Origin of the sequence: Gemmatimonas sp., from assembly GCF_044345575.1 — a bacterium.
Taxonomy (GTDB): Bacteria; Gemmatimonadota; Gemmatimonadetes; order Gemmatimonadales; family Gemmatimonadaceae; genus Gemmatimonas.
Genome location: NZ_JBIJAW010000053.1, coordinates 1 through 15,789, shown reverse-complemented (window position 1 = coordinate 15,789; position 15,789 = coordinate 1). Strand labels below are relative to the sequence as shown.

General features: G+C 67.2%; 8 protein-coding genes and 1 pseudogene. 6 read left to right on the top strand and 3 right to left on the bottom strand.

The features are described from left to right. The first annotated feature begins 183 nt into the window (after positions 1 to 183). A complete protein-coding gene (locus ACIQ6O_RS05395) occupies positions 184 to 1,602 on the top strand; it encodes an amidohydrolase family protein (protein WP_396206761.1) in 1,419 nt (472 codons plus the stop codon). 2 nt (positions 1,603 to 1,604) lie between these two features. Next, positions 1,605 to 2,699, top strand: coding sequence for an alpha-hydroxy acid oxidase (locus ACIQ6O_RS05390; RefSeq protein WP_396206760.1), 1,095 nt, complete (start codon positions 1,605 to 1,607; stop codon positions 2,697 to 2,699). Between the two features lie 641 nt (positions 2,700 to 3,340). Here ACIQ6O_RS05390 and ACIQ6O_RS05385 read toward each other — a convergent pair. Then, entirely contained in the window at positions 3,341 to 4,990 is a 1,650-nt protein-coding gene (locus ACIQ6O_RS05385) for an amidohydrolase family protein (RefSeq protein WP_396206759.1), read from the bottom strand. A gap of 44 nt (positions 4,991 to 5,034) precedes the next feature. Between ACIQ6O_RS05385 and ACIQ6O_RS05380 the strand changes: the two genes are divergently transcribed. After that, positions 5,035 to 7,791, top strand: a complete 2,757-nt coding sequence (locus ACIQ6O_RS05380; RefSeq protein WP_396206758.1) for a DUF5916 domain-containing protein — start codon at positions 5,035 to 5,037, stop codon at positions 7,789 to 7,791. On the opposite strand, the gene ACIQ6O_RS05375 is transcribed toward ACIQ6O_RS05380, so the two are convergent. Both ACIQ6O_RS05375 and ACIQ6O_RS05370 read right to left on the bottom strand, forming a co-directional pair. Then, positions 7,757 to 9,718: a pyrroloquinoline quinone-dependent dehydrogenase gene (locus ACIQ6O_RS05375; RefSeq protein ID WP_396206757.1), complete on the bottom strand. Its 1,962-nt coding sequence runs from the start codon at positions 9,716 to 9,718 to the stop codon at positions 7,757 to 7,759. The genes ACIQ6O_RS05380 and ACIQ6O_RS05375 overlap by 35 nt on opposite strands. 27 nt (positions 9,719 to 9,745) lie before the next feature. Continuing rightward, on the bottom strand, positions 9,746 to 10,255 hold the full coding sequence (locus ACIQ6O_RS05370; protein ID WP_396206756.1) for a TspO/MBR family protein: 510 nt from the start codon (positions 10,253 to 10,255) through the stop codon (positions 9,746 to 9,748). 81 nt (positions 10,256 to 10,336) lie between these two features. On the opposite strand from ACIQ6O_RS05370, the gene ACIQ6O_RS05365 reads away from it, so the two are divergent. The 3 genes and pseudogenes from ACIQ6O_RS05365 to ACIQ6O_RS05355 all read left to right on the top strand — a co-directional run. Beyond that, entirely contained in the window at positions 10,337 to 13,969 is a 3,633-nt protein-coding gene (locus ACIQ6O_RS05365) for a two-component regulator propeller domain-containing protein (protein WP_396206755.1), read from the top strand. Between the two features lie 12 nt (positions 13,970 to 13,981). After that, a complete protein-coding gene (locus tag ACIQ6O_RS05360) occupies positions 13,982 to 15,370 on the top strand; it encodes a hypothetical protein (RefSeq protein ID WP_396206754.1) in 1,389 nt (462 codons plus the stop codon). A gap of 70 nt (positions 15,371 to 15,440) precedes the next feature. Continuing rightward, a pseudogene (locus ACIQ6O_RS05355) lies at positions 15,441 to 15,789 on the top strand (hypothetical protein); the annotation flags it as partial.

Genomic DNA, 15,789 nt, shown 5'->3' with positions numbered 1-15,789 from the left:
CATTTCCACCCCGGCTTGGCCGACGTCACCGGCACCGGCTGCGCCTGCGCCTGCAATGTGGTGATTGGTGCGACAGCACCGGCCACGCACGACAGGAGCAACGCGAGGGGAAGACAGGGCTTCGAGCGCGACGCCATCGACGGACTCCGAGCGAAAGGTGAGGGGGAGGCGTACAATATGCCGATGAACCCGCTCCTTCGTGCCTGGCGCCCGCTGGCCGCCGTCGTCTGTCTTGTCAGCGTTTCTCTGGCCGCCACTACGGTGCGCCGCCCGCTCCCGTCACGCAGCGGGGCAACCCGTGCCATGTCGGTGACGACTGCGCCGCAGCGTGCCACGCTCGCGCTGGTGGGTGGCACCCTCATCGACGGCCACGGCGGCACGCCGGTGCCCAACAGCGTGGTGCTCGTGGACGGCACGCGCATCGTCGCCGTGGGACGCGTGGGCCAGCTCGCGGTCCCTGCCGGCGCCACGGTCGTGTCCACGGACGGCCAGTACGTGCTCCCCGGCCTCTGGGATATGCACGTGCACGTCATGCTCGTGGGACACGGCAACTACGCGCACTGGGACAGCGTGTCGCCACCGGAATGGGAGCGCAGCATCATCCCCGCAGCGGCACGACAGAGCGTGATGAACGGCGTCACCAGTATCCGCGACCTCGGCGGCCCGCTGGAGGAGATTCTCTCCGTGCGCGGCAAGATCGAGCGCGGCGAGCTCGTGGGGGCCACCATCTACACGTCGGGGCCGTTCCTGCAACACGCGCCCTACCCCGGCACGGAGCGTTTCCGCTGGGGCATCAGCAGCCCCGCCGATGCGCGCGCCAAGGTGAAGAAACTCGCCGATGCCGGCGTGAACGTGATCAAGCTGATCGATCAGGATCAGATGACCAAGGACGAAATCCGCGCGGTCGTCGACGAGGCCCATGCACGGAAACTCCCGGTGGTCGCCCATGCGCATCGACCGGAAGAAGTGCGGCTCGGCCTCGAAATGGGCGTGGACGATTTCGAGCACACGGGCATGCAGGCGTCGCCCGGGTATCCGGACGATGTGCTTCGTGTTCTGCACGAGCGCACCGCGCAGGGTGCCAAGGGGCCGCTGTGGTGGACGCCCACCATCGACGTGCTCACCAATTACACGAAGCGGCGCGACGACGACGAGTACCTCGACGACCCGCGCTGGTACCAGTACCTGCCCCCGGCGCTGGTGCAGGATATCCGCTCGTCGCTGCGCCGGCTCGACACGCTGCAGTACTATCGGCTGGTTCCCGACCGTGGCCCCACGCTGCAGACCAAGTTCCGGCAGTTGCGCCAGAGCGGCGCCCGACTGCTGATCGGCACCGATGCCGGCGTGCCGGGCAACTTCCACGGGTACGCCACCGCCGAAGAGATGGTGACGTGGGTCCGGCAGTATGGTATGGATCCCATGGAAACGATTCGCGCGGCGACCTTCTGGCCTGCCATGTCGCTCGGGCTGCAGGACAAGGTGGGCACGGTCTCGGTAGGCAAGACGGCCGACATCATCACGGTGCGCGAGAACCCGCTCACCACCATCGAAACCTTCCGCAACGTGCAGACGGTGATCAAGCACGGGAAGCGTGTGAAGTGACGATGACGGCGAATAGCGAGCAGCTGCCGGTCAATTTGCATGCGTACGAGGCGCTCGGTCGCGAGCGTCTGCCGCGCATGGTGTACGACTACTACGCGGGCGGTGCGAACGACGAGATCCTGCTGCGGGAGTCACGCACGGCGTGGGATGACCTGCGCATCCGCTATCGCGTGCTGCGCGACGTGTCGCAGCGCGATCTGTCCACCACGATCAACGGCCATCGACTCGACTGGCCCGTGATCGTGGCACCGATGGCGTTCCAGCAGATGGCGACGCCCGAAGGCGAAGTGGCCACGGCGCGCGCCACGGCCGCCGCCGGCAGCGGGATGATTCTCTCCACGCTCTCCAACCGGACCATCGAGGATGTGCGCGCCGCGTCGAGCGCCCTCGTGTGGTTCCAGCTGTACATCTATCGCGACCGCGGCGTGACCGCCGAGCTGGTGAAGCGCGCCGAACGCGCGGGGTGCACCGCGCTTGTGCTCACGGTGGATACGCCCATCCTGGGCCGCCGCGAACGCGACCTGCTGAACCGGTTCCACGTGCCGACAGAATTCGCGGCGCCCAACCTTGGCGTGGACATGCGGTCGACGCTGGGCGCGCAGGAAGACATGTCCTCGGCCCTGGCGCAGTTCATTCTGCACCACTGGGATGCGGGGATTGCGTGGAAGGATCTCGCATGGCTTCAGTCGATCACGTCCCTGCCCATTTACGTGAAGGGTGTGGTACGCGGCGACGACGCCATGATGGCCCTCGACCACGGCGCCGCCGGCGTGATCGTGTCCAATCACGGGGGCCGGCAGCTCGACACGGCCGTCCCCACCGCACGCGCGCTCGGCGAGGTGACCGCAGCGGTGCAAGGACGCGCCGAGGTCCTCGTGGACGGCGGCGTGCGCCGAGGGACCGACGTACTCAAGGCGCTCGCGTTGGGCGCCAACGCCGTGCTACTGGGGCGCCCGATCCTCTGGGGGCTCGCCACGAATGGCGAGGCGGGCGCGCGTCACGTGCTGCAACTGCTGCGCGACGAGGTCGATCTCGCGTTTGCCCTAGCCGGTGTGCGGACACCAGCCGAAGCGACGCGAGATCTGATCGCGCCGTGAGGCTTTCGGGGTGGGCTGGAAACGCGTGATCACGGAGCTCACGGAGCATGGTGAGGGCACCGAGAACCGCCAAAGCCTTTCAATGACACGCGTGATCACGGAGCTCACCGAGCAGGGTGAGGGCACGGAGAACAGCGAAAGCCTTTCTTGGTCCATCCTCTTCGACGGCACCGACTCTGTGGGGATAGCCGGAGCTCCGTGCCCTCACCATCCTCGGTGATCTCTGTGTGTACGCGTTTCCCCACCGGCCTCGCCAACCATTGTGTCGCTCTTAGGGAAGAAACGCGTAATCACGGAGCTCACCGAGTGGGGTGAGGGCACCGAGAACAGCCAAAGCCTTTCTTGGTCCGTCCACCGCGACGGCACCGACTCTGTGGGGATAGCCGGAGCTCCGTGCCCTCACCATCCTCGGTGATCTCTGTGTGCACGCGTTTCCCCGCCGACTTAGTCAATCATTGCGTCATGCCCGGGGAAAGACACGCGTGATCACGGAGCTCACCGAGCGGGGTGAGGACACTGAGAACAGCCATGCACATAAATGGACCATCCTCTTCGACGGCACCGATTCTGTGGGGATAGCCGGAGCTCCGTGCCCTCACCATCCTCGGTGAGCTCGGTGAGCACGCGTTTCCCTGCCGGAACTACCGCCCCGACGGCTTGAACGGATCGCGCACCGGATCGGCCGCCGGCGCGAGCTTGCGCGAGCCCTGCACCATGCGCTCGACCTCGCGCATGAGGTTCGCGTTCTCGAGCACGACACCGTCCTTGATGGTGTGCACGATGCCCTTGGTGCGCACCATGGCGCCGCTCTTATCGAGCGTGAGATCGCCGAACGAGTACAGGTACTTCAGGTTCGCCGCTGGATTGCCGTCGACGATGAGTAGGTCCGCCTTGTAGCCGGGACGCACGAGGCCGAGCTTCGGCTCACCGAGCGTCTTGGCGCTGGTGTAGGTGGCCGACTTGAGCACCTCGAGGGTCTTCATGCCCGTCTCGCGCCCGAGCTGCAACTCGCGCACGGTGGAGAAGCCCGGCGTGGCCCAGATGTAGTTGTCGTCGGTGCCGAACGCGACGCGGCCGCCGCGCTTGTTGAACTCGAAGATCAGATCGCCCCACAGGCGATACGCCGAGGTCCAGTTGTACTCGTCGTCGCTCGTCCAGTCGTAGTGATACGCACCGTGGAATGCCGGGTTGGGCATGTTCCAGTTCCACAGCGCCTGGTGCGTGTACTTCTCCGTCCACGGCAGGGCGGTCGCGCGGATCACGTCGCGGTTGGCCTCGTACACCACTCGCGTGGGGAGCATCGTCACGCCGCACTTGAGCAGAGAGTCCACCACGGAGCCGAGCAGCCGCTCCTTGTTGGCGTACGTCCACACGCGACCCGCTTCGCGGAAGCGATCGTTCTCGTTGCCGTACTCGTAGTTGCGCGGGAAATCCTGCGTGTTGCCGTCGAGCGACGACTCGGCGTAGCCGTAGTGATGTTCGATCATGGTCACACCGGCGCACGCCGCGCGCACCGCCTGCGTCACGGCCGTGTTGGCCGGCTGCAGGTGGAACGACGTGATCATGCCGTTCTCCTTGGCCGCTTTCGCGATGGCCGTGACCAGCTCGAGGCTCCACCCCAGCGGATCCATGGAGATCACGCGGTTGCCGTTGGCGGCCATGGCCTTCACCACCTGCGGCGCCAGCGCCGGATCGTCCAGCTGCAGCTTGCTGAAGCTCGTCCCTGCGCCGTAGCTCACGAGCGGATACATGCGCGGCGCGATGATCTCGTTGGCCTCGCTCTTCTTCGCCTCGCGCATGCCGTCCACGTAGCCGCGATCAGCGGCGTTCACCATGGTGGTCACCCCCATGGCGAGCTTGAGGTAGTAGACGTACTCGATCTCCATCGGCAGGGTGCGGATGTGCGTGTGGAGATCGATCATGCCCGGCATCACGAACTTGCCCGCCGCATCAATGATGCGGTCGCCCGTCATGCGGGGGCGTGCCCCAGCGCGCTCGGCGGTCACAGGATCGAACGGCACCATCTCGGTGATCATGGAGCCTTCGATCCGGATGTCGTACGGACCGGCCGGTGGCCCGCCGTGCCCGGGGATGACCATCGCGTTGCGGATCACCAGCGACTTGTACGGCCCTTCGCCGAGGTCGCCGAACTTCCGCGTCATGATCTCGGGCGGCGCCGACGTCTTGGGGGGCGCGGCGGGTTTGGACTGCGCAGGGAGGGCGGCAGCGGTGGCGATGGTGGCGGCCGTGCCGGCCACGCGCGCCAGCGCTCGGAAGGCGGTTCGGGTCATGTCGGGCGGTTCTGGTGGAGGTGGGGAACCAACGTGCGCCGAAGATGCCTCCCGTTCCGCCGCAGGGTAAGCAACGTGGCGGGCGGTCGAACATCGCGGTGCCCCTGCACGTACTGAAGGAGAGTCGCGCATTCCTCTTTCCGCACCTCGTGTTCCTTACCGTCGCTTTTCAACGGCCATCGCCGCGTGTGCTCGCGGCGCTGGGTGTGGCCGTCCTGTCCGCCGTGTGCCCCCTGCGCCCCGTCCTGGCGCAGCCGTCGCCGAAGGTCGCTCGTGCCACGCGGGTGACGCGGGCGCCGCGCATCGATGGTCGCCTCGACGACGCCATGTGGACGGCCGTCAAGCCGCTCGACGATCTCGTGCAACGCCAACCGCTCGAGGGCGCCGCCCCCACCGAGCGCAGCGAGATCTACATCGCATACGATGATGAAGCGCTCTATATCGGGGCCCGGCTGCACCGGGTGCGCCCGCAGGAGATCTCGCGCACCTTCACCCGTCGCGACGGCTTCGGCAACGCCGAGCGGCTCAATATCATCATCGACACCCAGCGCGACCGGCGGACGGCGGTGGGCTTCGGGATTTCCGCCGCCGGGGTCCGCAGCGATTTCCGCCATACGCAGGACGAGGAAATGCGCGGGCGGGAGAGCCAGTACGATCCCGTGTGGAACGCCTCGGCCGAAGTGGATTCGACCGGCTGGTCCGCCGAGATGCGGATTCCCTTCTCGCAATTGCGCTTCCCCCCGGATGCAGAGCAGCGCTGGGGGTTCCAGATCGACCGCTGGATGCCCGACAAGAACGAAACCGTCCAGTGGGCGCTCGTGAGACCGCGCGAAACGGGGTACATCTCGCGCTTCGGGACATTGGAGGGGATCAGCGACGTGCGCAGCACGCGTCCCGTGGAGTTCCTTCCATATGTGGCAGGGGATGCCACACGGGCCGCCAGCAGCACCGTGAGCAATCCGCTCACGCGCCCGTATGCGAGTCGGTTCGGCATGGATACGAAGGTGGGGGTGGGCAAATTTCTCACCCTCGACGCCACCGTGAACCCGGACTTCGGACAGGTGGAAGCCGATCCCGCCGAGGTGAATCTCACGGGGTTCGAGACCTTCTTCGACGAGCGTCGCCCGTTCTTCGTGGAAGGCAGCGAAATGGTGCGCGGCAACGGGGCGCAGTACTTCTACCCGCGACGCATCGGCGCCCCGCCGCGCGGCTCAGCCAGCGGCGACTTCGTCGATCGCCCCCGCGCGAGCACCATTCTTGGGGCCACCAAGCTCACCGGCCGTCTGCCGAGCCGACTCGCCGTGGGCGGCGTGGCCGCGGTGACCGCCGCCGAACAGGCGCGCGTCTTCTACGTCGACTCCAATGTGACGAGCCGCGTGGCGATCGAGCCGCGCACGGCCTTCGGCGTGGTCCGTCTGCAGCAGGACATCGGCCGGCAGGCCTCCACGATCGGCGCCGCCTTCACCATGGTGCAGCGGGATTTCGCCGGGGAATCGTCGCTCGCCGGCCTGTTGCCGCACGGTTCGTATTTCGGAGGGCTGGACTGGCGTTTGCGCTTTCAGGAGGGCAAGTACGCGATCAGCGGCTTCGTGGCCACGTCGTACGTGGAGGGCGACACCGCCGCCATCCGGCGTCAGCAGCAGGCAAACGCGCACCTCTTTCAGCGCCCCGACCGCCGACGGACGATCTTCGACCCGACCAAGCGCGCACTCTCCGGCTACTCGGCGCAGCTGCGCGCCGACAAGGACGCGGGGCGGTGGATTCTGTGGGGCGCCGAGGTGAAGGCCGAGTCGCCGGGCTACGAGATCAATGATCTCGGACGGCTGCAGAGCACCGACGACATCGAGTACAACGCCGACCTGCAGGTGCGTCAGACGCTGCCGGGCCGCTACCTGCAGAACTGGCGGCTCGGTTTCGAAACGCGCGGCGCCTGGAACTTCGAGGGGGCGCATCAGCTCAACACGTGGACGCAGAACTCGTCGGTCACGCTGAAGAACTTCTGGAACATCAACGTGCGCTCGACGATCCAGCTCGCCGCCATCGACGACGCCCTCACGCGCGGTGGCCCCTACATGGGCACGCCGCGCGAGTTCAAGCAGGAGTTCCGGATCAACAACAACTTCGGCGCGAAGACCGGGTGGCGCTTCAACGCCGGCTGGGAAGCCGATGAATTCGGTGCCACGCGCTACAATGGCGGTGGGCAGCTCACGCTGCGTCCCACGCCGCGCCTCACAGTCTCCGCCGAGCCCACCTATCAGACGGGGATGGAGCCGCGCCAGTACGTCACGCGGGTCGCGGGGGGCACCCGTACCTACGGCAGCCGGTACGTCTTCGCCTTCGTGGATCGCACCACCATTTCCACCCGGCTCCGCGCGAACCTCGGCTTCTCCCCCAACCTCACCCTCGAGGGATACGCGGAACCGTTCGTGGCGAGCGGCACCTACTCACGCATCGGTGAACTCGCCGCCGCGCGGAGCCGCCAGCTTCGCGAATACGGTACCGATGGCACGACCATCGCGCGCGACTCGGCCGGGACACACACGATCACCGATGGCGCGTCGCAGTTCACCATCAGCAATCGCGACTTCCACGTGCTCTCGTTCCGCTCCAACGTGGTGATGCGGTGGGAATGGACCCCGGGGAGCACCGTGTTCGTGGTGTGGCAGCAGAACCGTCGCTCGGACCTGCTGTTTGGCGACCCCGCACGCACGAGCGAACTGCTTCGCACCACCCGCGTCGCGGGCGACAACTTCCTCTCGGTGAAGTTTACCTACTGGCTCCCGGTGCGGTTCGGGCGCTGAGGGTGAACGCCACCAGCTCCGCCTTCTCACCGGCGCCGGTGGCAATCACCACGTACTGCACGCCGTTGCTCGCGCGGTACGTGATGGGGTTGCTGTAGCCGCGCCCCGCCGGCAGCGCGTGCTGCCACAGGACGCGCCCGTCGCGCGTGTCGAGCGCGTACAGCACGTCGCCGCCACCCGTGGCGAAGATGAGCCCCGATGCGGTAACGGTGCCCCCCACCGCGCCGGCCACGCCGAGCGGCGGTAACGTCACTCCCTTCAACAGGGGATGATTGCGAATACCTGGCGTGTCGCCGAGCGGCACCTGCCACTTGCGCTTGCCGCTGTCGAGATCGATGGCCGTGAGTGTGCCGTACGGCGGCTTGATGAGCGGCAGCACTTCGGGGGGCGTGTGATCGGCCTTCCCCGAGTCGGGATCGGCGGTGACTCCCAAGGTCGCCCGTGTGAGATCGACCGTGTATTCGAAGCCGATCGTGTCGTTCGGTACGCCCTTGCGGATGCGATAGAGCGCCGGATTCTCGGTGGCCTTCACGTACAACGTATGCGTGGTGGGGTCGTACGACGTGCTCCCCCATCCGGCCCCGCCGATGTTGCCGGGCATCACGATGGTCCCCTGCTCCGACGGCGGCGTGAAGATGGGGCCGTGACGATACTGCCGGAAAATGTCGAGCGCGCGTTGGCGCAACTCCGGCGTGAAGTCGATGAGGTCGCCCTCGCTCACGTTTTGCCGCGCGAACGGCGCCGGATTGGTTGGCATCGGCTGCGTGGGCGAGGTGCGCTCACCCGGCACGTCGCTCGACGGCACCGGTCGTTCCGGAATGGGCCACACCGGCTTCCCGGTGTCGCGATCGAGCACGTAGATCCATGCCGTCTTGCTCGGCACTGCCACGACATCGCGCGGTTTGCCCTTCCACGTGATGGTGGCGAGCACCGGCGGCGCCGGAAGATCGTAGTCCCACAGGCCGTGATGCACGACCTGATAGTGCCACACGCGCTTCCCCGTTTTCGCATCGAGCGCCACCACCGACTCGGCGAACAGATTGTCGCCCTTGCGATCGCCGCCGTACCAGTCGTTGGTGGGCGTGGACACCGGCAGGAACACAAGACCGCGCTTCTCGTCGAGGCTCATGGGCGCCCACACGTTGGTGTGCCCCATGACCCTCCACGAGTCGTTCTCCCACGTGTCTACACCGAACTCGCCAGCGTCCGGGATGGTATGGAAGCTCCACACCCGCTTGCCGGTGTGCACGTCGAACGCCTGCACGTCGCCGGGTGGGTCGTACGGGTAGCGGAGGCGATCACCCACGCCATTCCCCACGATCACCACATTGCCGTACACCACCGGCGGCGACGTATTCGTGTAGTGCAGCTGATTCACGCGCCGGCGTAGGGTGGCCGTGAGATCGATCTCGCCGTTGGTACCGAACGACGGCACCGGTTTGCCGGTCGCCGCATCGAGCGCCACGAGCTTCCAGCGCGCGTTGATGAAGATGCGGCGCTCGTTCTTCGACGCCCACGTGGCCACGCCGCGATGCACCAGGCCGGTGCCGTTCGACGGCTGCCCCGCGCGCCAGATCTCGGGATCGAAGCGCCAGTACTCACGCCCGGTGCGCGCATCGAGCGCGGCCACTGCCGCGTAGGGCGTACTCGTGTACATCGTGTCGCCGATCACGATGGGCGAGCCCTGAAACTGTCCGGGGCGCGCCGCCTGCCCGCCGGCCACGGGCGGACCGTTCTTTTCGTTGGTCTGCCACCGCCACGCGATCTGCAGCGACGACACGTTCTCGCGCGTGATCGCGGCAGCCCGCGAAAAGCGCATGGCCCCGGCGTCGCCACTCGGCGCGGGCCAGTCGATCGCCTGCGCGTGAGCCTGCTGCATGGCCCCGTGCGCCAGCAGGGCGAGCAGCGCGATGCTCGTCTTCGTCATGGAAGTTTCCTCAGTCGAATCGCCAGCCTAGAGCAATCCCGGATTGCGTTGCCACACGGCGATGGTGAGCGCGCTCGCGAACGACACCCACGCCAGATACGGGGCCAGTAGCACCGCCGCGGGCCGGTCGTGCTGCCGGAACGCCAACAGCGTGGCAACGATCAAGGCCCACAGGGCAAGCACTTCCGCCGTCGCCCACGGGCCATTCCGCCACACGAAGAACAACCAGGTCCAGAGGGCATTGAATCCCAACTGCACCACGTAAAGCGCCAGCGCGCGTCGGGCGCCGCGGAAACCGGCCGCCCGCCACACACGCCAGGCCGCCACGGCCATCATCAGGTATAACAGACTCCACACCGGCCCGAACAGCCACGCCGGCGGCGCCCACACGGGTTTGTCGAGCAGGGCGTAGAACTGTGCCGATGTCCGCGAGGCCAAGGCGCCACTCCCCGCGGCCACGGTCGTGATGACGAGGCACGTGAGCAGCGCGCCAATGCCGGGCCGACGCGGGGCGGTTTCCAGCGGGGAGGAGGTCATGCCGTAACCTGCCCCGCACCACGACCCACGGCAACGGCAAACTGCTCGCACGAGAACCGTCGTCCCGCGGTATTGTTCAGCGTGCTCAAATCCTTTTCGTTCCGCGCGCTCTTTGCGTTCGGCGTGGGCGTCTCGGCCGCCGTTCGGGCCCTGCCCGCGCAGGCCGACGTTTCTTCTATGGCGCCCGGCGCGTTCGTGCGTGAATTGGCCGATCCCACCCAAAGGCTGCCCGACACGCAGGTCTCCGCCATCGCGCAGACCGCGGACGGGTATCTCTGGCTCGGGACCCGCCGAGGGCTCGTGCGCTACGACGGGCTGGGTACCACGATGTATTCGCCGAACACCACACCGGCGTTACGATCGTGGGCCATCAACGCCTTGACCGCCGATGCGCGGGGCGCCCTCTGGATCTCGACGGATCGCGGCCTCGCCGTGTACGAAAACGGGGTCTTTCGCGCCATCCCCCCGGATCAGGTGCCGGCGTCTACCGTGTGGAAGGTCGCTCGCGACAAAGCGGGACGCGTCTGGGTCACCGGCAGCTTCGGCGTGCGAGTCGGCGATGGGAGGCGGTTCACCGCCGTCCCCCATTTCAACGAGTACATCTACGCGCTCGCTGAAGATGCGACGGGGCGGATGTGGTTCGGCGGACGGCAAGTGCTGGCCAGTTACACCGTGGGCGACAGCGCCCCACGTCGTTGGGCCCCAGCCGCCACCCAGCGCGTGTACGACATGGCCATGGCACCGGGCGCGTCCAGCACCCTCTGGATTGCCGTCCGCGAGGGCATCCAGTCGCTGGACATCACCGATCCAGCGCGCATCGTCGAGGGCACTCGCGTGCCGACGGCCCTCGGCCGAATACGCGCCCAGGTGTGGAGCATGGCCTTCGACGGCACGGGTGCGCTCTGGCTGGGTACCGATACGCGCGGTGTGCTCCGGTATGCCGACGGGGCCCTCCGCGACGTGGATTCCGATGAACGCAGCGCCAAGGATCCCGTCTGGTGGATGTTCCGTGATCTGCGGGGAAACATGTGGGCCGGCACCGCGGGTGGACTTGCCCGCTATCGCCGGTCGCCCTTCCGCACGGTCACGGCGGGACTTGGTGTTACGGGCACCTGGGCCCTGCGGCGTGATCGTGACGGCACGATCTGGATGTCGGCCGACAACGGGCAAGTGGCCTGGTACGATCAGGGCCGATGGCATCCGGTCTTCCGGAACGTAGCCAATCTCTCGGCGCCCTCGATCTGGCCATCGGCGCTCGGCGGTCTGTTCATCGCCGACGACGCCGGCCGGCTGTGGCGGGCGACGCGGACCAGCCTGACAGATGTAACCGAAACCATCGGCCTGCCGGCTGTCAGCAGCTACGGGTTGTTCGAAGACGCCGATGGCACGCTGTACAACAATACCGATCGCGGACTGCTGCGCGCGAAGAACGGCGTGGTGGACAGTCTCTACAAGACGCTCGGGCTGAGCGCCAATGACCGCCCCCGTATGGTGACACGGGATTCACGAGGCCGACTGGTGGTCGGCGGGCCGTACCTCACCATTGGCGAGGGCGCCGCGCGCAAGCGCTATGCGGCGGCGGAGGGGCTTACGGACCCGGCGGTAATGGCCGTCTACGAGACCGCCGATGCGCTCTGGATCGCCACGGCAGACTCGGGGCTCTATGTGCTGCGCAACGACCGGGTCACCGCGCTCAGTGCGACCAACCGACGCCTCAATCGTGTGATCAACGGGTTGATCGCCGACGACGACGGCTACCTGTGGATCACCTCGCGCACCGGACTCATGCGCGTCTCGCTGGCTGATCTCCGTCGTTCACTCGAACAGCCTGAACGCGCGGTGGTCGTCCGCCAGTTCGACCGGGCCGATGGTCTGCCCACCACGGACATCAATGCCGATTATCCGCCCGATCTGCTGCGCGATCGCAGCGGACAGATCTGGTTGCCGACCTATGCGGGGCCGGTGCAGTTCGATCCACGCGCGGTCGTAAATGACACGGTCCCGCCGCAGGTGCTGATCGAAGCGGTATCCGTGGACGGCACGCGGCAGCAGCGCACCGATTCGGTGTGGGCCCTCGAGCACCCTGGCCAGGTAGCCGTGGAGTTCGCGGCGACGAACGCCCTCGTGCCCCATCGGGTGCGCGCCGAGTATCGGGTGCGTGGCATCAGCGATCAGTGGATCGATGCCGGCCTTCGCCGCACGCTGACCTTCGGCCCGCTCGATGGTGGCACATATCAGCTCGAGATTCGGGTGGCCGGTGAAGACGGCCAGTGGCAACCGCGACTGGCCACGATGCAGATCACGGTACCCATGTCGCTCGTCGAGCGACGCGGTTTCTTTGCCGTGGTGGCGGGGCTGGCGGCGCTGCTCGCCGTGGGATTCACGCGCTGGCGCCTGGCGACGGCGCGGTCACGCGAGCGGGAGCTGTCCGACCTGGTGTCGCAGCGCACCGCGGATCTCGAGGCGTCGCGTGCCGACCTCGAGGTGCGCGTGGCTGAGCGTACCGACGCCCTGAGTCGCGAGCTGGCCGAACGCTATCGTCTCGAGCAGCGGCTGCAGAGTGCGCGCCGCATGGCGAGCCTTGGTCGGCTCGCCGGCGGCGTGTCACACGAGATCAACAATGCCCTGACCACCGTCCTCGGCTTCGCCCAGCTCGCGCAGATCGCCGCGCGCAACGACGAGCGCATGCAGGCCGATCTTGGCGAGGTGGTACGCGCCGGGCGTCGCGCGGCCGGCATCACGCACCAGCTCCTGGCCTTCGCACGGCAGCATCACACAGCGCTGCAGCCGCTGTCCCTGCCGGCAATGGTCGAGGAGAACCAGCGCAGCCTCCAGCAGTTGTGCGAACCGCTCACCTTCGAGGTGCAGGTATCCGGTGCTGTGCCAACGATCGGGGCCGATGAGGGGCAGGTGGAACAGTTACTCGTGAACCTCGTGAAGAATGCACGCGATGCCAAACCGACTGACGGCCGCATCGTCGTGGAGCTCGAGGGGATCACACTCGATGCGGCGCAGGCCGTCGGCGACCGTGTCCTTCCCGCGGGGCGCTACGCGGCACTCTCGGTACGTGATCAGGGGATGGGCATGTCGCCCGACGTCATCGACCATCTCTTCGAACCGTTCTTTACGACCAAGAAGGTGAACGAAGGGACCGGCCTCGGGCTGGCGGTCGTGCGGGGGATCGTGGCGCGACACGACGGCGCGATCGAGGTACGCAGCGTCAGTGGCGAGGGCACCACCTTCCGCATCTGGTTTCCCGAGCGGACGGACGCGGTCGTGCCAGACTCGGCGGAGCGGGAGCTCGGCGGTGGCGGGCAAACGATCCTGCTTGCCGAGGACGACGCCAGTATCCGACAGTTCGCCACACGCATGTTGCGGGATCATGGGTATCGGGTGCTCGATGCCGAAGACGGCGCGGCCGCACTGGCTCTCGTGGGTAAGGCCATCGAGGCCATCGATCTCGCGCTGACCGACGTGCTCATGCCCACTACGAACGGCCTCGAACTGGCCCGTCTGCTGCGTGCGGCACGGCCGGAACTTCCCGTTGTGTTCATGACCGGCTACGCCGGACTCGACGAGAGTGCGCTGGTGGAACTCCGCGCCACAGGGCCCGTCCTGGCCAAGCCGTTCACACAGGAGGCGCTGCTGCGCACAGTGGCCAGCGCGCTTGAAGGCGCCACCGCGAGCCCTGACATCCGGGCGCGCCCCGCGTAGAATTTTCATCCCATGCCGACTCTCCAATTCTTTTCGCTGGCCACGCGAAATCGGCGGATGCCGATGCAGGCATTCACGTCGGTCGCGCTTGCGCTGCTCGCCGCGTGTGGCGGTGATGCGCCCGGGGGTGCCGAGCCGGAGCCGGTCGGCACATTCGCCCGTATCCAGAAAACCATTATCGAGCCGCAGTGTGTGTCGTGTCATCGCACCGGCACCAGCGATGCGCGCAATTCGCAGCTCGTGCTCTCGGCCGACTCGTCCTACGCGCAGCTGGTCGGCATCGCCTCGCGGCAGACGCTGGCGCGCGCCGACGGCATGTTGCGCGTCAAGCCGTTCCGGGCCGACAGCTCGCTACTGTACCACAAGCTCGCATGGGTGCCGGGGCACCACAGCCGGGACTACGGCACGTTGATGCCCATGGGCACCACGCGCGGCCTCTCCATGGGGCAGCTCGAGTACGTGCGTCGATGGATCGAGGCCGGTGCGCCGCGCACCGGCGATGTCGTGGACACCACCGTGCTCGCCGACGCCCGCACGCAGGCGGCCACGTTCACACCGCTCGGCGCTCCTGCCGCCGGCGCCGGGATCCAGCTAGGCGTGGACAGCTTCGCCGTGACCGGCACCTCGGAGCGTGAGCTCTTCGTGTACCGTAATCTCGGCAACGCGAACGAGCTGTTCGTGACGCGCATCCAGATGCGGATGCGACCGGGAAGCCACCATTTCCTGCTGTACACCTTCGACGACGCGCGCTCCACCTTCCCGTGCAACCTGCGCCCGCCCGCCAATGCGGTGCGTGATATCCGCAACACCGATGGATCGCTGAACACGGTCAACATGCTGCCCATGGCCTGTCACGTGTTCTTCGCCGGGGCCATGACGCCGGATCTCGACTTCCGCTTCCCTCCCGGTGTGGCGCTGCGCCTGCCCCCCAATGCGGCGCTCGACCTCAACGTGCACTACGTGAATCGCTCGCCGGCGCCGCTCCCCGGTCAGGCGAACGCCAACCTGTACACGGTAGACAAGGCGCAGGTCACGCGGGTCGCGCGGACGCTCAACCTCGGGAACACGAACTTCACGCTGCCGCCGCGCCAGCGCACCACGGTGCGGACGGCGTTCACCACGAACGTGCGCACGACGGTGCTTGCACTCACCTCGCACATGCACAGCCTGGGCGAGAAGTTCGAGATCCGCGTGCGACGCGCCAACGGCACGGAGACGTCGGTGTACACCAATCTCGATTGGGAACACCCGGAGTTCCTGTCGTTCGACACCCCGCTCGTGCTCGAACCCGGTGACGCGCTGGTGTCGGTGGTGACGTGGAACAACGTGACCGACAAGACCGTGACGTTCGGCCTGTCGGCGAACGACGAGATGAATATCATCTTCGGGTACGCGTACTAGGAAAGCGTTTGGGGCGCGTCCGGCGGGCCGTGCCGCTCGCCGAACGGCCCGCCGGGTGGTAGATCATGGCATGCGCCCTTCTCTCCGCCTCCTCCTCGCCAGCGCGCTTACGGGCGCCCTGAGCGCCACGGTCCTCCACGCGCAGGAAACGGCAAAACCCCGCCCTGCGCGCCCCGCCGGCGCCATCCCCACTCCCGCCTCCATCCTCGGCTGGGAGCCGGGCACCGACCGCAAGCTTCCCACCTGGAAGCAGGTCACCGACTACTTCACCGCGCTCGACAAGGCCTCGCCCCGCGTGAGCGTGCGTACGCTCGGCAAGACGACACTCGGCCGCCCGTTCCTCGTCGCGTTCATCGCCGACGAGGCCACGCTCGCGAATCTGCCGAAATACCGGAAGATCCAGCAGGAGTTGTGGGACC

Coding starts and splice junctions, on each gene's coding strand:
- ACIQ6O_RS05385 (WP_396206759.1), bottom strand. CDS start 4,990: ATGACCCGAACCGCCTTCCGAGCGCTGGCGCGCGTGGCCGGCACGGCC.
- ACIQ6O_RS05375 (WP_396206757.1), bottom strand. CDS start 9,718: ATGACGAAGACGAGCATCGCGCTGCTCGCCCTGCTGGCGCACGGGGCC.
- ACIQ6O_RS05395 (WP_396206761.1), top strand. CDS start 184: ATGAACCCGCTCCTTCGTGCCTGGCGCCCGCTGGCCGCCGTCGTCTGT.
- ACIQ6O_RS05380 (WP_396206758.1), top strand. CDS start 5,035: ATGCCTCCCGTTCCGCCGCAGGGTAAGCAACGTGGCGGGCGGTCGAAC.
- ACIQ6O_RS05390 (WP_396206760.1), top strand. CDS start 1,605: ATGACGGCGAATAGCGAGCAGCTGCCGGTCAATTTGCATGCGTACGAG.
- ACIQ6O_RS05360 (WP_396206754.1), top strand. CDS start 13,982: ATGCCGACTCTCCAATTCTTTTCGCTGGCCACGCGAAATCGGCGGATG.
- ACIQ6O_RS05370 (WP_396206756.1), bottom strand. CDS start 10,255: ATGACCTCCTCCCCGCTGGAAACCGCCCCGCGTCGGCCCGGCATTGGC.